This is a genomic window from Chryseobacterium sp. C2(2020) (genome assembly GCF_014218915.1).
GTDB lineage: Bacteria > Bacteroidota > Bacteroidia > Flavobacteriales > Weeksellaceae > Chryseobacterium > Chryseobacterium mucoviscidosis.
In genome coordinates, this window is the sequence record NZ_JACLCT010000025.1 from 24,133 (window position 1) to 46,623 (window position 22,491).

General features: G+C 37.2%; 17 protein-coding genes. 9 read left to right on the top strand and 8 right to left on the bottom strand.

All coding sequences use genetic code 11. From position 1 onward, the window contains the following. Window positions 1–23: 23 nt before the first annotated feature. The 7 genes from H6W52_RS14305 to glgB form a co-directional block, all read right to left on the bottom strand. Window positions 24–2,837 (bottom strand): 2-oxoglutarate dehydrogenase E1 component, encoded by a 2,814-nt coding sequence (locus H6W52_RS14305; RefSeq protein WP_116098883.1) that lies wholly within the window; start codon window positions 2,835–2,837, stop codon window positions 24–26. Between the two features lie 124 nt (window positions 2,838–2,961). Then, entirely contained in the window at window positions 2,962–4,002 is a 1,041-nt protein-coding gene (locus tag H6W52_RS14310) for an SRPBCC domain-containing protein (protein WP_116098882.1), read from the bottom strand. Window positions 4,003–4,186: 184 nt separating this feature from the next. Continuing rightward, entirely contained in the window at window positions 4,187–5,455 is a 1,269-nt protein-coding gene (locus H6W52_RS14315) for a glucose-1-phosphate adenylyltransferase (RefSeq protein ID WP_087710421.1), read from the bottom strand. 15 nt (window positions 5,456–5,470) lie between these two features. Beyond that, entirely contained in the window at window positions 5,471–6,004 is a 534-nt protein-coding gene (locus H6W52_RS14320; RefSeq protein ID WP_123891988.1) for a hypothetical protein, read from the bottom strand. Window positions 6,005–6,008: 4 nt separating this feature from the next. Continuing rightward, window positions 6,009–7,415: a glycogen synthase gene (locus H6W52_RS14325; RefSeq protein WP_116098880.1), complete on the bottom strand. Its 1,407-nt coding sequence runs from the start codon at window positions 7,413–7,415 to the stop codon at window positions 6,009–6,011. A gap of 28 nt (window positions 7,416–7,443) precedes the next feature. Next, window positions 7,444–7,998 (bottom strand): hypothetical protein, encoded by a 555-nt coding sequence (locus H6W52_RS14330; RefSeq protein WP_116098879.1) that lies wholly within the window; start codon window positions 7,996–7,998, stop codon window positions 7,444–7,446. After that, the gene (gene glgB, locus H6W52_RS14335; RefSeq protein ID WP_185144424.1) at window positions 7,998–9,947 is read right to left on the bottom strand and encodes a 1,4-alpha-glucan branching protein GlgB; all 1,950 of its coding nucleotides are present in this window, start codon (window positions 9,945–9,947) and stop codon (window positions 7,998–8,000) included. The genes H6W52_RS14330 and glgB overlap by 1 nt, the downstream gene beginning before the upstream one ends. A 215-nt stretch (window positions 9,948–10,162) precedes the next feature. Between glgB and H6W52_RS14340 the strand changes: the two genes are divergently transcribed. From H6W52_RS14340 to H6W52_RS14380, 9 genes are all read left to right on the top strand, one after another. After that, complete coding sequence (locus H6W52_RS14340; RefSeq protein WP_116098877.1) at window positions 10,163–11,284, top strand: alpha/beta hydrolase; 1,122 nt, start codon at window positions 10,163–10,165, stop codon at window positions 11,282–11,284. Window positions 11,285–11,287: 3 nt separating this feature from the next. Continuing rightward, window positions 11,288–12,703 (top strand): M17 family metallopeptidase, encoded by a 1,416-nt coding sequence (locus H6W52_RS14345; protein WP_116098876.1) that lies wholly within the window; start codon window positions 11,288–11,290, stop codon window positions 12,701–12,703. Window positions 12,704–12,843: 140 nt separating this feature from the next. Further along, entirely contained in the window at window positions 12,844–14,055 is a 1,212-nt protein-coding gene (locus H6W52_RS14350) for an acetyl-CoA carboxylase biotin carboxylase subunit family protein (protein WP_116098875.1), read from the top strand. Between the two features lie 160 nt (window positions 14,056–14,215). Next, on the top strand, window positions 14,216–14,929 hold the full coding sequence (locus H6W52_RS14355) for an alpha/beta hydrolase-fold protein (protein ID WP_116098874.1): 714 nt from the start codon (window positions 14,216–14,218) through the stop codon (window positions 14,927–14,929). A 48-nt stretch (window positions 14,930–14,977) separates the two neighbouring features. Then, window positions 14,978–15,931, top strand: coding sequence for a RimK family alpha-L-glutamate ligase (locus H6W52_RS14360; RefSeq protein ID WP_116098873.1), 954 nt, complete (start codon window positions 14,978–14,980; stop codon window positions 15,929–15,931). A gap of 27 nt (window positions 15,932–15,958) precedes the next feature. Further along, the gene (locus H6W52_RS14365) at window positions 15,959–17,077 is read left to right on the top strand and encodes a carboxylate-amine ligase (RefSeq protein WP_076390024.1); all 1,119 of its coding nucleotides are present in this window, start codon (window positions 15,959–15,961) and stop codon (window positions 17,075–17,077) included. Window positions 17,078–17,112: 35 nt separating this feature from the next. Next, the gene (locus tag H6W52_RS14370) at window positions 17,113–17,949 is read left to right on the top strand and encodes a type 1 glutamine amidotransferase (RefSeq protein WP_116098872.1); all 837 of its coding nucleotides are present in this window, start codon (window positions 17,113–17,115) and stop codon (window positions 17,947–17,949) included. A gap of 83 nt (window positions 17,950–18,032) precedes the next feature. Continuing rightward, the gene (locus H6W52_RS14375) at window positions 18,033–19,217 is read left to right on the top strand and encodes a hypothetical protein (RefSeq protein WP_116098871.1); all 1,185 of its coding nucleotides are present in this window, start codon (window positions 18,033–18,035) and stop codon (window positions 19,215–19,217) included. Between the two features lie 15 nt (window positions 19,218–19,232). Beyond that, the gene (locus H6W52_RS14380; protein WP_116098870.1) at window positions 19,233–19,679 is read left to right on the top strand and encodes a hypothetical protein; all 447 of its coding nucleotides are present in this window, start codon (window positions 19,233–19,235) and stop codon (window positions 19,677–19,679) included. A 71-nt stretch (window positions 19,680–19,750) separates the two neighbouring features. Here H6W52_RS14380 and cphA read toward each other — a convergent pair whose 3' ends face one another. After that, complete coding sequence (cphA, locus tag H6W52_RS14385) at window positions 19,751–22,378, bottom strand: cyanophycin synthetase (protein ID WP_185216760.1); 2,628 nt, start codon at window positions 22,376–22,378, stop codon at window positions 19,751–19,753. Window positions 22,379–22,491: the final 113 nt, after the last annotated feature.

Consider the following 22,491-nt stretch of genomic DNA (forward strand, 5'->3'; position numbering starts at 1 on the left):
TTTTTATTGATTATTATTTTTAATTAAGCAGTTACAGGTCTTTTTACCGGAGCATCGTTTCTGTCGAATACTCTGTTGATTACTGCATTCTGATTTTTCTCAAACATTTTGTGACTTCCCGGAGCCGGAGCACCACTTGGAACCGGAGCAATAACATTGATTCCTGTTTCTCTGAAGTTTCTTAGGATATAAGACCAAGCTCCCATATTTTCCGGTTCTTCCTGAGCCCAAACCAATTCTTTTCTGTTTGAATATTTTTCGAAGATTGCTTCTATAGCATCTGTCTGAAGCGGATATAACTGCTCGAATCTTACCAGTGCAATGTTTTCAGCGTTCAATTCTTCTTTTTTAGCCAATAATTCGAAGTATAATTTACCTGAACAAAGTACTAATTTTTCTACTTTTTTAGGATCTGCTGAAGGATCGTCTAAAACCGGCTGGAAACCTCCGTTAGCGAAATCTTCAAGCGGAGAAACCACTTTCGGATGTCTTAACAATGATTTCGGACTCATTACCACCAATGGTTTTCTGAATGACCATTTCAACTGTCTTCTTAACAGGTGGAAATAGTTAGCAGGAGAAGTGATGTTTGCAACCACCATGTTTTCGTTTGCACAAAGGGTTAAAAATCTTTCCAGTCTTGCTGAAGAGTGTTCTGCTCCCTGTCCTTCTGAACCGTGAGGCAACAGCATTACCAAACCGTCCTGAATTTTCCATTTTTCTTCTGCGGCTGCAAGATACTGGTCTACGATAATCTGCGCACCGTTCACGAAATCTCCGAACTGAGCTTCCCAAATCGTTAACGTATTAGGAGAAGCCATTGCGTAACCGTAATCAAAACCAAGAACTCCATACTCGGAAAGGTGAGAGTTGAATACATCAAATCTGCTTTCAGAAACCTGTCTTAAAGGGATGTATTCTTCTTCAGTATCTTCTGTTTTTACCACTGCGTGTCTGTGAGAGAATGTTCCTCTTTCTACATCTTCACCGGAAATTCTTACATTGTGACCTTCAACAAGAAGTGTTGCATAAGCCAGCCATTCTCCAAGAGCCCAGTCTAAAGAGTTTCCTTCAATCGCTTTTAATCTGTTTTCGAAAAGTCTTGTAATTTTATTTAAGAACTTTTTATCTGCAGGAAGTGTAGACATTTTAACAGCCAGTTCTTTCAGCTTTTCAAGATCATATTTTGTATCAACAGGCTCCTGAACTGCTCCTCTTTTCCCAATCGGATAATTCGTCCAGTCATCTGCCATGAAAACGTCCATTACGTTCTTTTCAATTTCTTTGGAAGCATCAAAGTCTTTATCTAAAAGTGCTTTGAATTCTGTTTCCATTTTAGCGATCACATCGTTGGATGTTACGTTATCTTTCAGTAATTTATCTTTATAAATTTCTCTCGGATTCGGGTGCTTGGAAATTGTTTTATACAAATTAGGCTGTGTAAATCTTGGTTCATCTCCTTCGTTATGACCATATTTTCTGTATCCTAACAAATCGATATACACATCTTTTCCAAACTTCGCTCTGAAATCAGCCGCAAAATGGATTGCATGAACCACTGCTTCTGCATCATCTGCATTTACGTGCATTACAGGAGATTCTGTAACTTTAGCAACGTCTGTACAGTATGTAGAAGATCTCGCATCCATATAGTTTGTTGTAAACGAAACCTGGTTGTTTACCACGATATGAACCGTTCCTCCTGTTTTATAACCGTCTAGAGTCATCATCTGCGCAACTTCGTAAGCAATACCTTGCCCCGCAATCGCTCCGTCACCATGAATAATGATCGGTAAAACTTTAGAATAATCTTTGTATTTATCGTCCACTTTTGCACGGCAGATTCCTTCTACAAGGGCTGCAACCGTTTCAAGGTGAGACGGGTTTGGTGTTAAATTAATAGAAACTTCTTCTCCTGAAGCTGTTTTGATTTTTTTGGATGAACCTAAGTGGTATTTTACGTCACCTGAGAATACATCTTCTTCAAATTCTTTTCCTTCAAATTCTGAGAAGATCTGCTTGTAAGATTTACCGAAAATATTGGTTAAAACATTTAATCTTCCTCTGTGCGCCATTCCTAAAACCACTTCATCTACGCCCAACTGAGAAGATCTTGAGATCAACTGATCCAAAGCAGGAATTAAAGTTTCACCACCTTCCAATGAGAATCTTTTCTGCCCGACAAATTTTGTGTGAAGATAATTTTCAAACGCTACCGCCTGATTTAATTTTAATAAAATCTCCGTTTTTTCGTTGGCTGAAAGATTCGGGTGGTTTTCATTTACCTGAAGCCACTGCTTGATGAAATCTTTTTCTTCAACATTGTTGATGTGCATATATTCCACACCGATAGAATCACAGTAGATGTTCTCTAAATGTGTGATGAGATCCTGTAAAGTTGCAGGACCTTTCATTCCTGTTTCAACCGCACAGTTGAATTTTGTATTTAAATCTGACTTATCCAGACCGAAATTTTCGATGTCTAAAGTCGGCGTATAATGTCTTCTTTCTCTTACAGGGTTTGTTTTGGTAAACAAATGTCCTCTCGTCCTGTACGCCTCAATAAGGTTTACTACCTTGAATTCTTTTTTGATGTGTTCCGGAACTTCTCCGTTTGTTGCTGCCTGAGTTGCCTGCTGAACAACAGGTGCTGAAACTGCAGGAGCCTGAACATATTGAACGTTATCATCGTCTCCGTAGTTCTCCAAAGCAAAATCGAAACCCTGAAAGAAGGCTTTCCATGATGGTTCTAAAGAATCGGGATATTTTAAGTACTGTTGGTATAAATCCTCAATTAACTGAGAATGAGCTGCGTTTAGGAATGAAAATCTGTCCATTATTACAGTTTATCTGTTATTAAAATTTGTTTGTAGAATTAAGCTTCAAATTTAATAAAAAAAACCGATTCTGAACAGCCTTTAAACTATTAAAAAAACTATAAAAGAAATAAATTCTGTAAATTTACTTAAATACTGATAATGAGAGCTTCATATTGACATCCTGATCTTCCATCGGGCGTTCTATAAAAGTCTGACGAATATCATTAAAACGCATCTCGTCTTTCTTGGCTTTCTGGATTAATTGTTGTATAGCCTTTACTCTTCCGGCATAGTTTCCTTTATAGTACATCACATAATTCTGGGTGGGACTAATCGTTCTGAAACTGAAGTTATTATCTGTAACCCCAAATTTTTTAGACAGAGGAATCCCCAGAAAATAGGATACTTCTTTGTCTTTGTAATTGTCTGCATCCGTAATGAGCATCGGGAAACCGAATTCATCTTCTTTTTTGCCCAGATCCATTGTGGTGTAATTGTAAATCTTGTTATAATTCATCACAATATTCTTGTAAAGCGCATCTTTTTTGTTGGAAGTACTTACGTTTATTCCCAGCAATAATTTTTCTTCTTCATTTTCAACCATCAGACTGTCGTATTTTATTGAAGCCATCTGATTGTCTTTTTCCACTTTATTTCCTAAAACATTTTTAAGATTTGCCATACTTTTGTTGATGTTTTCGGCAAAACGGTCTTCGGTCCAGAAATTTTCAACTCTTCTTAAAACAGAAAGTTTCGGGGTATGAACAACCCATGTAATTTTGGTTTTTTCAGCGGACACCGCTTTAAATTTAACGTCGACAACAGTCGGGCTTTCATTTTTTTCTTCAAAAAGCTGATATCTTAGAGATTTATTCGGGTTTTCGTAACGGATAAACATTTCGCCATCCGTATCGTTTTTAGGGTCTACATAGCTAATAGAACTTCCCTGCCCTTCATACGGTGTATAATAATCGATATCAATAGATTGGGAACTTGTAAAGAAATTATTCCATCTTGTAAAATGTTGTAGATTATTGAATTGCAAAAAGACTTTTTCCAAAGGATAATCGATCTCTTTTTCTATTTTGAAATCTTTGCTTTCGTCCACAAAATAATACATGGAAGCTGCATAAGCTCCAATTAACAAGACAATTACTACTGCTATGATCTTAAAAAAACGCATTGTACAAAAGTATAGAAAATAACAAGAGTGACCAATATGCTGATCACTCTGTTTTTAATTATTTTTTTAGTTGGAAGATGGAGGAACGGATGATGGAAGTTTATTATTTGACTGTTTAATTTTTAAAAATTTTAATTAAATCAAACCTTCCAAAAAAATTCAAATTTCAAACTTCCCTACTTTTCTATCCAATATGAGTTCCCGGTTTTATAACGGCTCCTTTTTTCACCACGATAATTCCGTCCTGTACAGAATGGGTTCCGTAATCTCCGTCCTGAATATGTTTTCCGCCAATAATTCTCACATTATCCCCGATGTAGCAGTTTTTATCCAGAATTGCTTTTTCGATGTAACAATATTTCCCAATCCCCATATTTGGCTGTCCGTTTCTGTCGTTCTTCACAATTTCTGTGGTATCCTGATAAAAATCGGCTCCCATCACATAAGAATTTACAATGGTACTTCCTTTGTCTATTCGGGTTCTGTTTCCGATGACAGAATTTTCAATTTTATCTGCCATAATGATACATCCGTCTCCGAAAACAGCTTTGCTTACGTAAGAACCGTTTACTTTTGACGGCGGAAGCATTCTTGCGCGTGTAAAGACAGGCGAAGAGGAAAATAAATTGAACTTAGGGAAGTCCTGACAAAGATCGAGATTGGCTTCATAGAAGGATTCAATGGTTCCAATATCCGTCCAGTAGCCTTCATACTGATAGCTTAATGTTGTGTATTTTCCGATGGAATTCGGAATGATATCTTTTCCGAAATCATCTCCTGCTCCTTCATCAAACATCTTTTTCAAAATGCTTTTCGTGAAGATATAAATTCCCATGGAAGCCAGATATTCTTTTCCGGCATGTTTATTTTCTTCCGAAACTTCAGATTTTAATCCTTCTAAAAGATCATATCCCGGTTTTTCCACAAACGAAGTGATATTGCCCTCGTCATCGGAACTTAAAATTCCGAAACCTGTAGCGTCTTTTGCATTCACCGGAATGGTGGCAATGGTTACATCGCCGCCTTTTTCAATATGAAAATTCAGCATTTCCCTGAAATCCATCTGGTACAACTGGTCTCCTGAAAGAATCAGGATATAATCATAATCGTACTTTTCAAGGTGCTTCATCGACTGGCGAACTGCATCTGCGGTTCCCTGATACCAACTGTCGTTTTCAACGTTCTGTTCCGCAGCCAAAATATCTACGAAACCTTTGCTGAAAATATCAAAATGATAAGAATTTTTGATATGGGAATTTAATGAAGCTGAATTGAACTGCGTTAGAACCAGAATTTTATTTAATCCTGAATTTAAACAGTTGGAAATAGGAATATCCACCAATCTGTATTTTCCCGCGATGGGTACAGCCGGTTTGGATCTTGAATACGTAAGTGGGAACAATCTGGTTCCTCTACCTCCTCCTAAAACAATGGAAATTACATTGCGATTCATAGTTTATCTTGCGTTTTATTTTATTAGGTTTACTGTTCTGTTTTTTAAATCTACATTTACTGTAAATGCAATCCCGTTTTCAGGATATATTTTGTTAATATTTACTTTATAAAAGTCCGGTCTGCCCAACTCTTCAGCATCTTTATCCAGATCATCAATTTCAATCTTATGCTTAGCCAGTTCTTTTCTGAATACTTTATTGGTGATTAAAACATCCATGATATCTACCTGTTTCATTGTATAATCCTGAATATCCTTATCATATAAATCTTTCCAGTTTTTGCCATATCTTTTTTGAAGAGCTAGATCTGTTTTTTCATTTTCAGATCTTACACTGTCCACCAATTCTTGGGTAACTTCACATCCTGCAACTCTTACTGTTTTTATTTTCCATTTCTTGTTAACTGTTTTTTCAAGTTCTTCTCTCTGAAAATCTGGAAATCCATAAGTTAAAAACCAATAGTATCCGTCTTTATGGATCATCGCTTCCTCTTTTTGATGACAGGAAAAAACAATTATTATTGTAAATAGAAAATACAGTTTCTTCAAAATTTTAATTCTTATATAAAGCTATGTATTTTTCGGCTGATTTTTCCCATGCGAAGTCAAAATTCATATTGGCACGGATTAAATTTTCCATTTCACCTTTTTTATTGTAAACCAATAAGGCTCTGTTCATTGCATGAATAATATCGTCTACTCCCGGAAACGTAAAATTAATTCCCGCTCCTCCGGTAGAAATATCTTCTACCGTGTCTCTTAACCCTCCTGTATACCGCACAATTGGAACGGTTCCGTATCTCATGGAATACATCTGGTTAAGACCGCATGGTTCCACTCTCGACGGCATGAGCAAAAAGTCCGCCGAAGCGTATATTTTATGGGAAAGATGTTCCTTATATCCAAGATCCAGAGCGAAATTGGAATAAATATAATCGTATTCTTTCAGTTTATTTTCAATGTAAGCGTTTCCTGAGCCTAAAATCATGATATTTAAAGCACCATAACTCTGCTTAATGCTTTTCCAGACCACATCGGGAAGAAAATCTGCTCCTTTCTCTGTGGCAAATCTTCCGATGAAGGCAAACAACGGAAGTTCCGGCTTCAAGCCGTATTCTTTACAAAGTCTTTCTTTATTCTTTTTCTTCTGGGCAATGGCATTTTTAACGTTAAAATTAAAATCCAGCATCGGATCGGTTTCCGGATTCCAGACTTCCGTATCAATTCCGTTAATGATTCCGTAGGCTTTCCCGAATTCATCACGAACAAGGCTTTCCAGACCTCTGAAACTTACAAAAAGTTCTTCAAGATACCCCTGCGAAACCGTTGTAAAAGCATTGGCACATTTAATCATACTTGCCAAAGGATTTATGAATCCGTTCCAGTCCAGCAATCCCCATTTATACTGATCGAATGACGGCATATAATTCGCCATTTCCCAGCTCATCATTCCCTGATATTCACCATTGTGGATTGTTCCGATTGTTTTCACCCCTTTTAAAAATGAAAATTCAGGACAATGCTCAATCATGAAAGGAACTAACCCTGTGTGATAGTCATGACAATGCAAAATATCCGGTCGAATTCCCATCGCACTCAGCCAATGAAGCGTGCCGTGCTGAAAAGCTAAAAACTGAAAACTTTCATCCGAATATCCGTAAGGATTATCTCGATCCAAAAGCCCCGGAATTCTTACCATAAAAAGCTCAAAGCCCAAAGCATTGGTTTTTTCCTTTAAAACCTGCACCTGAAGCATATTTGATCCCTGGTGAATGAAGCCATCAAAAACTATGTCAAACTCATGATCATGCACGAAAGATTTGTTGTACCAAGGCATAACCACCTTCGCATCAATATCTTTAATTTTGTTCTGATATTTTGGTAAAGCTCCCACTACATCTGCCAAACCGCCTACTTTTGCTACCGGATAACATTCCGTACTTAGATGATAAATGATCATTTTTTCTCTCTCGTTTATTATTTATATCTTAATTAAAATCTTCGATATTCGGGGATTTATAAATCTCAAATACAAAAAAGGGTCTGTTTTCTGTAAACTCTTCTTTAATTATAATGTTTACATCATCTGACCGAAAAGCCATAAAGCTGTATTTATCTATATTATTCGCATCAAATTGGGAAGAAGGATCAAATTCAAAACGCTTTCTCTTGAATTCCGTGAAACTCTCCTCTTCTGTATTGTCATCCATTATTTCCCATTCCGTTTCTTCAACCTGCTGTTTGCTGATAAACTTAAACTCAAAATCTTTCACTGTTCTAAGATAATCTATGATTTCCAGAGTTTTATTTTTATCTCCAATGAAATCGATCTCACAAATCTTGTTTCTTAGAAATTCTATTTTATATTTTTCAATTTTAAAAGTAAAAAAATATAAATCTCCATTGAATTTTCCATCGCTTACAGGAGCATTAATTCCGGCTTTCGAAAACGACTCCAGAGTTTCACTGTCGAAATCCGTCCTTATAATGACATCCTTGGGACTTTCATAGTCTTTTCCTAAAATTTCTAATAACTGAATCATTACTTTTTGTGTTGTTTGATTCTGTTATGCTTATTGTACTTTTTATCTTTTCTTTTCAAAATAATTCCTGAAAGCGGCGGCAGACTTACGCTGATGGATTTCTGGTGATTCATGTATTCCTCAAACTGTTCACTGAAAATTTCAGGCTTATAACCGCTTCCCGAATACCGTTCATCATCAGAATTGAAAATAATCTCCCAATGACTCGCTGCATTCACCCCAATTTTATAATCCAGAACTTCAGGCTTCAGATTGAGAATCACCATAAAAACATCATCTTTTTTCTTTCCTTTCCTCAAATAGACATACACGGAATTCTCCAGATCATCTGCTTCCACCCATTCAAAGCCATCTCTGCTGAACTGATTTTCATAGAAAGCCGTTTCGTATCTGTAAAGATGGTTAAGATCTTTCACCAATGTCTGCAGACCTTTATGAACAGGATATTCCAGTAAATGCCAATCCAGACTCTGCTTAAAATTCCATTCACTGGTCTGTCCGAATTCATCGCCCATAAAAAGCAGTTTTGCTCCGGGATGCGTAAACATATACACATACAGTGCGCGAAGATTGGCAAATTTCTGCCATTCATCGCCCTTCATTTTATAAATGAGACTCGCTTTTCCGTGTACCACTTCATCGTGAGACAAAGGCATCATGTAATTTTCATTATACATGTACATGGAAGCGAAGGTAAGCTTATGATGATGAAACTTTCTGTTTTCGTGTTCTTCTTTAAAATAATCCAGCGTATCGTGCATCCATCCCATCATCCATTTCATTCCGAAACCTACTCCGCCGTCATGAACAGGCTTTGTAAGCATAGGAAAATCTGAACTTTCTTCCGCAATCGTGATGATATTGTCTCCGAATTCTTTATAAACTGCGGTATTAAAATCCTGCAAAAATGCTTTTGCTTCGAGATTTACATTTCCTCCGTAAATATTCGGTTCCCATTCTCCTTCATTTCTGGAATAATCGAGGTGAAGCATGGAAGTTACTGCATCTACACGCAATCCGTCTGCATGATACCGTTCCAGCCAGAACATCGCATTGGAAATCAGAAAAGATTTCACTTCATTTCTTCCATAATTGAAAATGTATGATTTCCAGTCGGGATGAAAGCCTTTTCTGGGATCTTCATGTTCGTACAGGTAAGAACCGTCAAATCTGTGCAAACCGTTTGCATCACCCGGAAAATGTGAAGGAACCCAGTCTAAAATCACACCGATTCCGTTTTGGTGAAGCTCATCAATCAAAGACATTAAATCCTGTGGTGAACCGAAACGTGAAGTCGCTGCATAAAATCCTGTAATCTGATATCCCCAACTCGGATCGTAAGGATATTCCATCACCGGCATAAATTCTACGTGGGTAAAGCCCATTTCTTTAATATAAGGAACGAGTTTTTTCCCGATATCGCGGTAATTCAGAAACTTTTTCGGATCATTTCCTTCTCTTACCCAAGAGCCCAGATGCAGTTCATAAACAGACAACGGAGCATTTAACGTATTTTTTTTCCAGCGGTTTTCCAGCCAGTCTTTATCTTTCCATTCGTACCAAGTGGTGGAAACCAATGAAGCAGCCTGAAGATTCTGTTCCCAGCTCAAAGCATAAGGATCACTTTTTTCTAAAATTTCTCCACGCGGTGTTTCTATAGCATATTTGTACAAAGTTCCCCACGTTAAACCTGCAATGAAACCTTCCCAGATTCCGGATTCGTCCCATCTCGGAAATAGGATGTGGTCTTTATGGTTCCAGTTGTTGAAATTTCCGATTACCGAAACTTTCTTGGCATTGGGAGCCCAGACTGAAAAATAAACTCCTTTTACTCCATCTTTTTCAGCGGAATGTGCGCCGAATTTATCATACAGCTTATAATGCTTACCTTCTTTGAAAAGATAAACATCATGATCCGTAAAAAGAGTATATGTTTTAACCGAATTCATCACGGTTTTGATTTAATTTTTATATTTTTCTTGAAACTACAAAAAATATCTGCAATAATCATTAATAAATTTTGAATAAATTATTATGTTAAACTCTTTGCAGTACTTGTTTCTATCAAATATAACGCTTTTTTATTCAGTGTTTATCGTTTTAAAATGATTTGTCTTAAAAAGATTTTTTATAAATTTAGGCTTTAATTTTACGAAAAACACGGATGAAGTTTGAACTTTACACAGCAGAAAGTGATGAACGAACGGTTTACATCACAGGAAATTTTAACAATTGGAATCCGAAAGACTACAACTTTCAACTGATCCAAAAAGACTCTCAAAATTATTTTATCGAAATTGATGATGCCCTTTTACCGGATATTGTAGAGTATAAATTTACAAAAGGAGGCTGGGAAAATGTAGAACTCGATAAGTACGGAAGCATTACTCCTAATAAAAAAGCTTCAAAAGCAGCAGGAAAAACATCGGACATTGTTGAGAAATGGCGATTGAACTGGGGACCTTTTAAGGATGAATATTTTCCGATTGTCGAGATTATTTCGGAGGAATTTTATATTCCGCAACTTGACCGTTACAGAAAAGTATGGGCTCTTCTACCCTATGATTATTATGTTTCAGACAAAAAATATCCCGTCCTGTATCTTCAGGATGCACAGAATTTATTTAATGAAGGAAGCGGTTACGGAAACTGGGAAATCGATAAGAAACTTTCCATTCTCTCAGAATACGGTCGTGGAGATGTCATCATCATTGCAGTAGAACACGGAAGCGAAGAAAGGATTAAAGAATATATTTTTGATAACGACAATGTCGCGAACGGATCGGAAGGTAAAAAATACATCCGCTTCATTACAGATACTTTGAAACCTTATGTCGACCAGACTTACCGCACCAAAAGAGATCGTGACAACACCGGGATCGGAGGAAGTTCTCTTGGCGCACTGATCAGCATTTACAGCGGGTTTCTTTATCCTGAAGTCTATTCTAAGCTTTTGATTTTCTCCCCTTCTCTTTGGGTAGAACCGAACAACAATTTCCCGATGATGAATTTCAGGGTTCCTTTTAAAACAAAAATCTACCTTTACGGAGGCGGTCAGGAAGGTTCGAAAATGGTCAAAAGAATTCACATTTTTGAAGAATATTTAAAGCGCTGGGAGAAAAAGAATCTTTTCGATTTTGAATTCAGAACAAGCATCAATCCGGAAGGTACGCACAGCGAATTTTACTGGTCGCAGGAATTTCCGAGAGCGATTGAATGGCTTTATTATAACAACACAGAAAATCCGGTGGAAGTAAAACCACATCAGGAAAGCATTAAAAATTAAATTATGAAATTAATCAACAAAAAAAATAAAAATTATACGCAGGTTTTTCATCTTTTCACAGAAGAAGAATGGACGAAAACCAGCAAAAATTTCAATAAAAACATTTCAACTTTCTTTACAGGTAAAAAGCATGAAGTTTTCGTGAATGCCCATGAAGAAGGAATAATGTATTTTATAGGTATCGGAAAATCTACTTTACAGAATTTTGAAATTCAGCAGGTTGCTGTTAAATTTTCCCAGACGCAGAAAGGAAAAGTACAGCCCGTCCCGACATTAGTTATAGCCGACTGTTTGAACGAGAAGCAATTTGAAGAATTTGTAAAAGGTTTATTATTGGGAACCTATAATTATCCTTTCGAAAAAACGCATGCGTTCTGGAATGCTAAATTTGAGCTTCATTTTGAAAATTTAAGCCAGAAAAAACTAGACACCATCAGTAAAAAAGCTGAAGCACTGAGCAACGGACAAACCGCCTGTCAGGAATGGCTGAACAAGCCCGCCAATCTTAAAAAACCGGATACTTTCAGTTTATATTTAAAAAATTTAGCTAAAAAATATGATTTAAAATATACTTCTTTTAACAGGAAAAAGTGTGAGGAACTTGGTCTGGGAGCTTATCTTTCAGTTAATCAGGGAAGTGCTTATGACGCGGCGTTCACCATTATTGAATACAAAACCAATGTTAAAAATGCAGTCACTTTCGGCTTGGTCGGAAAATGTGTATTATTTGACACAGGAGGAATTTCTCTGAAAAATCCGGACAATATGCATTATATGAAATCGGACATGGGCGGTGCAACAGCCGTTTTGGGAACGCTGATTTATGCCGCAGAAATGCAGCTTCCGGTTAATATTGTTGCTATTTTACCTATTACCGACAATGCTATTTCTGAAAATGCATTTCTTCCGAGTGATGTTATTACGGCTTACAATGGAAAAACAATTGAGGTTCTCAATACCGATGCAGAAGGCAGAATGATTCTCGCCGACGGACTTTCTTATATGGCGAAAAACTTCAAAACTGACTTTCTGATCGACCTTGCCACGCTTACGGGAAGTTCCGTAAGAATGTTTGGCGATACGTGCGGAGCTCTGTTTTCCAACAATGAAGAATTGAAAAACCTTTTGATAAAAACCGGCGATAAAACCAATCAGAGACTTTGGAATTTACCGCTTTGGGATGTCTGGAAAGACGATATCAAGTCGGATGTGGCAGATATTAAGAATATTTCGATGAAACCTATCGGAGATTGCATTATTGCGGCTAAATTTTTAGAACAATTCATTGAAAACCATCCTAAATGGGCGCATCTTGATATTGCCGGAGTGGCGTTCGGAAATGTAGGTTATGCCAAAGAAAAGGCAGCAACGGGATTTGGAGTGCAATTATTAGCCGATTTAATCGAAAATTATCACTAAAAATTAGTTTATTACAAAAATTCTCTGTATAATTGAAATAGAATTTTCAAAAGCGCACAATATTTTAATTTTTAACATTAAATAATTAATAAAAAAACGTTTTTATTTTTGAAAGTTCATCAAAAACTAAAAAACATTGTATGGAGGAGAAAACAATAGTATGTATTTCGTGCTATTACAAGGGTTATGATTTCATGGATGAAATGAAAAAACTCGGTAATAAAATTATTTTAGTAACATCCGAAAATCTTAAAGAAAAAAACTGGCCGTGGCACGCCATTGATGAGGTATTTTACATGCCTGAGGTAAAGCCTTCTGTCTGGAATCTGGATCATCTCGTTCAGGGATTTTCTCATCTCATGCAGACCAGAAAAGTACACGCCGTTATTGCTCTGGACGATTATGATGTGGAAAAGGCTGCGCTTATCCGCGAAACATTCAGAATTCCGGGGATGGGACAGACTACGCACCGCTATTTCAGGGATAAACTTGCCATGCGACAGAAAGCAAAAGATTCCGGAATTAATGTTCCTGAATTTACGGCAGTTTTTAATAATGATGAGGTTAATCATTTCGTTGAAAAAGTTCCTGCACCGTGGGTTTTAAAGCCACGTTCCGAAGCCTCTGCTTCAGGAATTAAAAAACTGAATTCCAAAGAAGATCTCTGGAAGGCGCTTGATAATTTAGGTGAAGAACGTCACCTGTTTCTTCTGGAAAGCTTCAAACCGGGAGATGTGTATCATGTAGACAGCCTTACTTTTAATAAAGAAATTGTTTTCACTTCTGCCTCAAAATATTTGGCTCCGCCGATGCAGGTTTCTCATGAAGGAGGCGTTTTCAGAACAAAAACGCTCGGAAGATATTCTGATGAATTTAAGGCTCTTGAAGAGGTAAATTCGAAAGTTTTATCAAATTTCGGACTGATTAACGGAGCGACTCACACAGAATTTATACGCAGCAAAGACGACGGAAAATATTATTTTCTTGAAACTTCTTCAAGAGTGGGTGGAGCGCATATTCCGGATCTTGTGGAAGCATCGAGCAGCATCAATATCTGGAGAGAATGGGCGAAAATTGAAGATGCTTTATTAAGAGGAAAAAACTATGAGGTTTCTAAACCTACAGGATATTATTCAGGGCTTATTGTCGCTTTAATTAAAGACAAAGAGCCGGATTACAATCAGTTTGAATGTGAGGAGGCTGTAAAATTCCTGCCTATCGATTATCATGTCGGAATCGTTTACAAATCGAAAGATTCGGTAGTCGTACAGGAAAGATTAGATACGGCAGCAGAAAAAATTCATGCTGAATTACTGAATATTCTTCCGCCGAAAGACAAACCTATGTCATAATTTGAACAGAGAAATTAACATCAAGAAATTATTGATTTTATAAAATTAAGTTTACCCTAAAATCCTTTTTTAATCCCTAATTTAGAAATCATTAAATCGGGAGAATGGAAAGGCAGACCTTATTATCAATTTACTGATTAAACCCAAATACGAAAAAAAAATGCCACAGATAGAGCATACAGATTATTATTCACATATATTAGGAACAAGCCTTAAAGTGGAAGTTACAGGACATTACGGTTACCCGATCATCATGTTTCCGACTTCACAGGGACAATATACCCAAAACCATGATTTTCATCTTAACGGAAGCATCAATTGGTTTATAGAGCAGGGAAAAGTTAAACTTTACAATGTTCAGACCATAGACGGATGGAGTTTTTATGACAACAATATTTCTCCTCAGCAAAGGATTAAAAATTATGAAAAATATGTTCAGTTTCTGATTCAGGAATTTGTTCCTTACGTTCAGAAAATTCATAAGACGCACCGCGTTGCGGTAGCGGGAGCAAGTTTCGGAGGATATCATGCGGCTAATTTTGCTTTCCGTTTTCCGGACGTTGTCTCGCATCTGTTCTGTCTGTCAGGAGCATTCAGCATTAGAAATTTTATGGACGGCTATTCCGATGAGCTGGTTTATTTCAACTGTCCGCGTGAATTTGTAAGAAATGATGAAGCATGGAAATACAAACATATGCATATTGTTTTGAGCACTTCGGATGAAGATATCTGCAAAGATAAAAACGTGGAAATGGCAGAAATTTTAGCTTCAAAAGGTATTGATTTCTGGTATGATGAAAGAAAGTGGATTAATCACGACTGGCCGCTTTGGAGAATGGTTTTCCCAACTTTTATCGGAACCTTTTTCTCTTAAAAATAATTTAAAATTTAACATTAAAATACAACATTAAAAAATACATTTATGGCAAAAAAAGTAGGAATTCTATTCGGTATGGAAGATACGTTTCCTTGGGCGTTTATTGATAAAGTTAACGAATTGGGAGGTGGAGAAATCATCGCAGAACCTGTACATATTGATAAACTTGAACAGGGTGCAGATTACGGATATGCTGTAATTATCGACAGAATTTCGCAGGATGTTCCTTTTTACAGAGCGTACCTGAAAAATGCAGCATTGAACGGAACCTATGTCATCAACAATCCTTTCTGGTGGAGCGCAGACGAAAAGTTTTTTAATAACGCTTTAATGACGAAACTGGGAATTCCGCTTCCGAAAACAGTTTTGCTTCCGTCTCACGAAAGACCGACAAACACTTCAGAAACCTCTTTCAGAAACCTGAAATTCCCTCACGACTGGGATTATATTTTTGACTATGTAGGTTTTCCTGCGTATATGAAACCGCATGACGGAGGCGGATGGAGAAACGTATACCGCGTGGAAAATCCGGAAGATCTTTGGTCGAAGTTAAGCGAAACTGAGCAGTTGGTTATGATGGTTCAGGAAGAAATTATCTTTGACGATTATTACAGAGTCTACTGTTTAGGCAAAAAATATGTTCATATCATGCCTTATGAGCCGAGAAATCCTCATCATCTGAGATATGCAACTACACATCAGACGCAGGGTGAAGAACTGGAGAAATTATTAAAAACAATTCACGACTACACCATCAAAATGAACGAAGCGCTTGGCTACGATTTCAACACGGTAGAATTCGCCATAAGAGACGGAATTCCTTATGCAATCGACTTCTGTAATCCGGCTCCGGATGCAGACAAAAATTCTGTAGGAGAAGAAAATTTTGCATGGATCGTAGAACACGCAGCAAAATTAGCGATCGAAAAAGCAAAAGAATATGTTCCGGGAAAACCAAACATCTCTTGGGGAACTTTCGTAAAAGATTCTGTAAAATAAGAATATCAACAAAAAGCACGAAAAAAAATGCATCAATTTACTATTGGAATCGAAGAAGAATATCAGATTATTGATGTTGAGAGCCGGGATCTGGTCTCTCATGTTTCGAAAATTATTGAAGGCGGAAAAGCTGTTTTAAGTGAAAATTTAAAGCATGAAATGCATGAATCCATGATTGAAATGGAGACAGGCATCTGCCAGAATATTCAGGAGGCAAAAGCCGAATTAACGAATTTAAGAAGACATCTTATAAAAACCGCCCATGAACAGGGACTTCGGGTTTCCGGCGGCGGAACGCACCCTTTCTCCAACTGGGAACACAACACCATTACAAACGGAGAGCGTTACATTAAAATTGTAGACGACATGGGTGATGTGGCGAGAGGGAATTTAATTTTCGGGCTTCACGTCCATATCGGAATCCCAAATCGCGAAGAAGGCGTAAGAATACAGAATGTGATGAGATATTTCCTTCCGCACGTTTATGCACTATCAACGAATTCTCCTTTCTGGATCGGAAGAAATACAGGTTTTAAGTCTTACCGACAGGAAATTTTTGTAAAATTCCCAAGAACCGGAATTCCGAGTTTTTTCAATTCTTTAGCTGAATTTGACAGTTATGTAGACCTTTTGGTAAAGACAGGAACCATTGATAATGCTAAAAAAATATGGTGGGATCTCAGAGTTCACCCGTTCTACCCTACAATCGAATTCAGAATCTGCGATATGCCGATGAGAATTGATGAAACCGTTTGTCTGGCTGCCATAATGCAGGCTTTGGTTGCAAAAATCTACAAACTTCATCAGCAGAATTTAAGTTTCAGAAGCTACAGAAGATTATTGCTAAATGAAAACAAATGGCGTGCTTCCAAAAGTGGAATTGAAGCTCACTTAATTGATTTCGGAAAAGAAGAATCTGTTCCATATCCTGATCTCTTAAAGGAACTTCTTGAGTTTATTGATGATGTGGTGGACGAATTAGGATGCAGAAAAGAGGTTGAATATGCATGGACCATTCTTGAAAACGGAACCGGAGCAGACCGACAGCTAAAAGTCTTCAATGAAACCGGAGACCTTACCAAAGTTGTGGATTATATGATCTCGGAAACTGAGTACGGCATCACACACGGAGAAACCGCTTCATAATTTTTTTGGTAACTTTGTAAAAAATATGAAGTCGTATGAATGATATTCGAATTGCTTTGCTGGACATGAACAACAATCATGTGAATCAGGGTTTTAAAAATATTAAAGAAATTTCCGAAGCATTTAAAAAGAGCTGTATTCAGGAAAACGTAAGCATTGAAACATTTGATGTGAGATTTAAAAACGAAATGCCCAATGTTGAGGATTTCGACATATTTATTTCTTCAGGCGGTCCCGGAGATCCGCACAGAGAAGGTATTGAATGGGAGGATAAATTTGCTCAGTTTCTGGATAATGTTTTTGAACATAACCGGTACAGCGACGACAAAAAGTATCTGTTTCTGATCTGTCATTCTTTTCAGTTGGCAAGTATTCACTGGAAACTTGGAAATATCTGCAAAAGGAAATCGTATTCTTTCGGAGTAATGCCGGTTCATAAAACCGAGGAAGGAGAACAGGAATTTTTATTTAAAAACCTTCCCGATCCTTTCTATGCAGTAGATTCCAGAGCGTATCAGTTTATTGAACCGGATCATGACCGTTTTGAGGAACTGGGTATGAAAATCGTGGCTATTGAAAAATTCCGCCCACACATTAACCTTGAAAGAGCGGTAATGGCGATTCGTTTTTCGGAGGAAATATTCGGAACACAGTTTCATCCGGAAGCAAATCCTGCAGGCATGATTGAAAATCTGAAAGACGAAAAGAACAAGCAGGCGATGATTGAAAATTTCGGAATGGAAAAGTATCTTGAAACCGTGGACAGAATGGATGATGAAGATAAAATCATCCTTACTCAGGCTCAGATTCTGCCGAGATTCTTACAGTTTGCAAAAAAAAACGTTTTGAAGCAGGCAGAAGCAATGGCTTAAATTTTTAATAAAACGAAAATATCAATACAAAAATCGGACACAGAAACTGTCCGATTTTTTAAATCACAAAAAGAAAAAGAATTATGATTCTAAAATACAGAAAGCAATTTAATCAGGAATTTTCTCAGGAAAAATACAATCAGTTTAAAGAAATTTTAGAACAGAAAAGTGGTCTGGAAACCGGATTCAGAATTTCCGAAAGTCCTTTATTTCTGACAAAAGAATTTGAATCTAAACTTATTGACGCCAGCGAGAGCATTATCAGCCAGATTAAGAATCTTCCTGAAGAAACTCTACAAAAAGCGATTCCTGATAACTGCAGAGTTCCCAATGACACGAAGCAACCTCACTTTTTCACCATAGATTTCGGGATCTGCAAGAGTGAAAACGGCGAGATTGAACCTCAGTTGATCGAACTTCAGGCTTTCCCTTCTTTGTATGCATTTCAGAAGGTTTTTGAGCAGACATTCTGTGATGTCTACCCTTTTCTTTCGGAGCTGCAAAATAAAATGCCTCATGATGATTTTAAAAATTACATGAAGGATTTACTTCTGGGTGATGAAAATCCTGAAAATGTAATTCTTCTTGAAATTTATCCTGAAAAGCAAAAAACTGCCATTGATTTTGTTCTGACTGAAAAATTACTGGGAATAAAAACGGTTTGTTTAACCAAAGTGAAAAAAGAAGGAAGAAAACTATTCTACGAAAACGATGGAAAACTAACGGAGATCAGAAGAATTTACAACCGTGTTATTTTTGACGAATTAGACAGAATTCCGGATCTGAAAACTGAATTTGATTTCCGTGAAGATGTTGATGTAACCTGGGTTACGCATCCGAACTGGTTTTTTAAAATTTCTAAATTCCTCCTTCCACTTTTACAGCATCAATTTGTTCCGAAAAGTTATTTCCTGCATGAATTTCCGGAAAGCGAAAGCCTTGAAAATTTCGTTTTAAAACCTTTATTTTCTTTTGCAGGAAGCGGAGTCAATTTAAATCCGACAAAGGAAATTACTGATGCTATTGAGGATAAAGAAAACTATATTTTGCAGAGAAAGGTAAACTATGAGCCGATTTTTGAAGATATCAACGGAGAGTTTTCAAAAGCAGAGATCAGATTACTGTATATCTGGCGCGAAAATGACGAACGTCCTATTCTACTGGAAAATCTGGGCAGAATGACGAAAGCTGCCATGGTAAATGTAGATTTCAATAAAAAGGATGCGATCTGGATCGGAAGTTCAAATGCGTTTTTTGCAGAGGAATAGATATTAAAACGAAAGATGTGTGAAGTTAGTAATAATTTGAAATTCTGTACTTGTCTGGAAATTAAAGATCATGAATTAATAAATATTCATAAGAGATTAGAAAAGTTTCACAATAAAAAACTGCTGCAATCCAAGGAACCATTTAGCTGGATTTTATATGAATTTGCCGGTTTTAAAGACAATACTGGTATTATGGGACTTTTAAATATGCCAAGTGGAAAGATTGGTCAATTCCTTACTGAAGAGTTTGTACTGGATCAACTCAATAATAAAAACTGTTTTGATTTTGACTATGAACCAAAAGATGGAGACAATCTGCAAATCAATTTCCAAAGAAATAAATACTGGGTTGAATTTTTATCATTTATATATCACGAAAATCAATGGAGAGCAGATTCTTATGATACTTTTAATGAAAAAATTGAACCTAAAAATTACGGAATTCTAAAAGTTACTCAATAATTGTTTTTGACTTCAAGATATAGTTTCGGCGGCATCTTCGATGCCGCCGAAACTTTTAAACTGTATTTACATTATATTTTATCATCTTCAAGCAATTCTCTTGCCTGATATTCCTGAACCAGATCAATCGCATTGGAAATTACATCACTTAAAGCGGTAATGAAGGTTCCTTCTTCTGCCATTCCCATGGCGTGTTTCAGAGCTTCAATTTCTTTTGGTATAATCTCATAGCTCACATCTCTTCCGGAAGACTGCATTCCTTCGATAATTAAACCGTTGATTTCATCCTCGGTTCTTCCGCGAAGGTGTTTTTCGTTTCGGATGATAATGTGATCGAACATTCTTCCTGCAATTTTTCCGCACTCTTTAATGTCGTTATCTCTTCTGTCTCCTACCCCAGAAATAATCCCTATTTTCTTCGTTGCTTCTACATTTTTAAGATAATCTTCAATTGCCTCATACCCTGCAGGATTATGCGCAAAATCGATCAGCACTTTAAAGCTTTTGAATTTAAATACGTTCAATCTTCCCGGAGTAAGCTGTGCGCTTGGTATAAATGTTCTTAAAGAATTCGAAATATCCTCGATCCCGAAACCATAAAGATAAGATGCCAAACTTGCTGCGAGAACGTTTTCGATCATGAATTTAGCCTTTCCTTCCATCGTGATCGGGAAATCTTTAGCCTTTCCGATCCTGATCTTCCAGTCTCCTTTTTTAATCGTTACAAATCCTTCTTCATACACGCAGGTAATCTTTCCTTCTTTTGCAAATTTCCTGATGTGCGGATTGTTCTCATCCATACTAAAAATAGCTACATTGGAATGAAGATCGTTCACGATTCTCATGGAATATTCGTCATCGGCATTCATCACGCTCCATCCGTTTTTCTTCACGCTGTCCAGCACTACCCTTTTTACTCGGGTAAGATCTTTCAGGTTATGAATATCGTTCATTCCCAAATGGTCTTCCTTGATATTGGTTAAAACACCGATATCGCACTGAGAAAATCCTAAACCGGAACGTAAAATTCCGCCTCTTGCAGTTTCCAGAACGGCAAATTCTACGGTTGGATCTTTCAGGATAAATTCAGCGGAAAGAGGTCCTGTTGTATCTCCTTTCGTTAACATCGTGTTTTGAATATAAATTCCGTCCGATGTGGTGAAACCTACTCTGTAACCGTTGCTTTTAACAATATGCGAAATTAATCTTGTTGTGGTTGTTTTACCATTGGTTCCCGTTACGGCAATAATTGGGATCGTAAAAGGTTTTCCCTGTGGATACAGCATATCTACGACGGGAGCCGCAACGTTTCTCGGCAACCCTTCACTTGGAGCCAAGTGCATTCTGAATCCGGGAGCTGCATTTACTTCAATGATGGCACCTCCGCTTTCTTTTAAAGGCTGGGTTAAATTTTCAGCCATAATATCAATTCCGCAGACATCAAGACCGATGATTTTTGAAATCCTTTCAGCCATGGTAATGTTTTCCGGATGTACCATATCGGTAACATCAATAGAAGTTCCTCCCGTAGAGAGATTGGCGGTTGATTTCAGATAAACCACTTCTCCTTTCTGCGGAACGGTTTCCAGAGTATACTGAAGTTTTTCAAGAAGCTCGGTAGTATCTTTATCAATTAGGATTTCGGTTAAAACATTTTCGTGTCCGTAACCTCTTCTCGGATCTTTATTTTCTTTATCAATTAATTGCTGAAGATTCAGTTCTCCATCTCCTACAACGTGAGCTGGGACTCTTCTTGCAGCGGCAACCATCTTATTGTTGATGACCAAAACCCTGAAATCGTATCCTGTAATGTATTTCTCAACAATAACTTTTCTTGAATATTTCTGAGCGTGTTCAAGACCTATTTTTGCAGATTCCCAGTCGTTTACATTAATTGAAGAACCTTTTCCGTGGTTTCCGTCCAGTGGTTTGATAACGACAGGATAGCCAATTTTTCTAATGACACTGTTCAATCCTTCTTCATCAACTATCAAATCTCCGATAGGAACCGGAATTGCCGCATCATGGAGCATTTTTTTGGTTAATTCTTTATTACAGGCAATATCTACCGCGATTGAACTTGTATTTCCTGTAATAGTCGCCTGAAATCTCTGTTGATTCACGCCATAACCCAACTGAACCAAAGAGTTGGTTCCCAGACGGATCCATGGAATTCTTCGGGAAACGGCTTCTTCCACGATACTTCCTGTTGAAGGACCGAGACGCACTCTTTCCCTGATTTCTTTCAGTTTTTTTATACAGCCATTTAAGTCATATTCTTCCCCTTTTATTAAAGCTTCAGCAATTTTTACAGATTCTTCTGCAGCATAAATTCCTGCATTTTCTTCGATATAGTTAAATACGACATTGTACACTCCCGGAGTTTTTGTTTCACGCGTTCTTCCGAAACCGACGTCCATTCCGGCTAAAGTCTGGATTTCCAACGCGATATGCTCAATAACGTGTCCCATCCATGTTCCCGTTTCGATACGGTGAAAAAAACCGCCTTCTACTCCTTCGGAACATCTGTGAGAGAACAAAGAGGGAATCAGTTTTTCTATTCTTTCTCTGAAACCGTCAATTTTATTGGTTGGGAAATTTTCCATTTGTTCGAGATCCAATCTCATCTGTATCAGCTTCTTTCTTCTGATGCTCCAAATGTTTGGTCCCCGTAACGCCTGTATCTTCTCAATTTTCATAGTCTATTTGCATTTTTTTTGTTAACAATAACTCCATTTAAAATCAAAGATAATGTAAAACCCGAAACGAAACTATACCACAGTTAAACATTTAGTAAAAAATGAATAAAAAA

What these genes read in the sequence shown, in the direction of transcription:
- H6W52_RS14375 (WP_116098871.1), top strand. Translation starts at nt 18,033, where the DNA reads ATGATTCTAAAATACAGAAAGCAATTTAATCAGGAATTTTCTCAGGAA.
- H6W52_RS14330 (WP_116098879.1), bottom strand. Translation starts at nt 7,998, where the DNA reads ATGATTCAGTTATTAGAAATTTTAGGAAAAGACTATGAAAGTCCCAAG.
- H6W52_RS14325 (WP_116098880.1), bottom strand. Translation starts at nt 7,415, where the DNA reads ATGATCATTTATCATCTAAGTACGGAATGTTATCCGGTAGCAAAAGTA.
- H6W52_RS14360 (WP_116098873.1), top strand. Translation starts at nt 14,978, where the DNA reads ATGGCAAAAAAAGTAGGAATTCTATTCGGTATGGAAGATACGTTTCCT.
- H6W52_RS14345 (WP_116098876.1), top strand. Translation starts at nt 11,288, where the DNA reads ATGAAATTAATCAACAAAAAAAATAAAAATTATACGCAGGTTTTTCAT.
- H6W52_RS14305 (WP_116098883.1), bottom strand. Translation starts at nt 2,837, where the DNA reads ATGGACAGATTTTCATTCCTAAACGCAGCTCATTCTCAGTTAATTGAG.
- H6W52_RS14370 (WP_116098872.1), top strand. Translation starts at nt 17,113, where the DNA reads ATGAATGATATTCGAATTGCTTTGCTGGACATGAACAACAATCATGTG.
- H6W52_RS14380 (WP_116098870.1), top strand. Translation starts at nt 19,233, where the DNA reads ATGTGTGAAGTTAGTAATAATTTGAAATTCTGTACTTGTCTGGAAATT.
- H6W52_RS14340 (WP_116098877.1), top strand. Translation starts at nt 10,163, where the DNA reads ATGAAGTTTGAACTTTACACAGCAGAAAGTGATGAACGAACGGTTTAC.
- cphA (WP_185216760.1), bottom strand. Translation starts at nt 22,378, where the DNA reads ATGAAAATTGAGAAGATACAGGCGTTACGGGGACCAAACATTTGGAGC.
- H6W52_RS14310 (WP_116098882.1), bottom strand. Translation starts at nt 4,002, where the DNA reads ATGCGTTTTTTTAAGATCATAGCAGTAGTAATTGTCTTGTTAATTGGA.
- H6W52_RS14315 (WP_087710421.1), bottom strand. Translation starts at nt 5,455, where the DNA reads ATGAATCGCAATGTAATTTCCATTGTTTTAGGAGGAGGTAGAGGAACC.
- H6W52_RS14350 (WP_116098875.1), top strand. Translation starts at nt 12,844, where the DNA reads ATGGAGGAGAAAACAATAGTATGTATTTCGTGCTATTACAAGGGTTAT.
- H6W52_RS14355 (WP_116098874.1), top strand. Translation starts at nt 14,216, where the DNA reads ATGCCACAGATAGAGCATACAGATTATTATTCACATATATTAGGAACA.
- glgB (WP_185144424.1), bottom strand. Translation starts at nt 9,947, where the DNA reads ATGAATTCGGTTAAAACATATACTCTTTTTACGGATCATGATGTTTAT.
- H6W52_RS14365 (WP_076390024.1), top strand. Translation starts at nt 15,959, where the DNA reads ATGCATCAATTTACTATTGGAATCGAAGAAGAATATCAGATTATTGAT.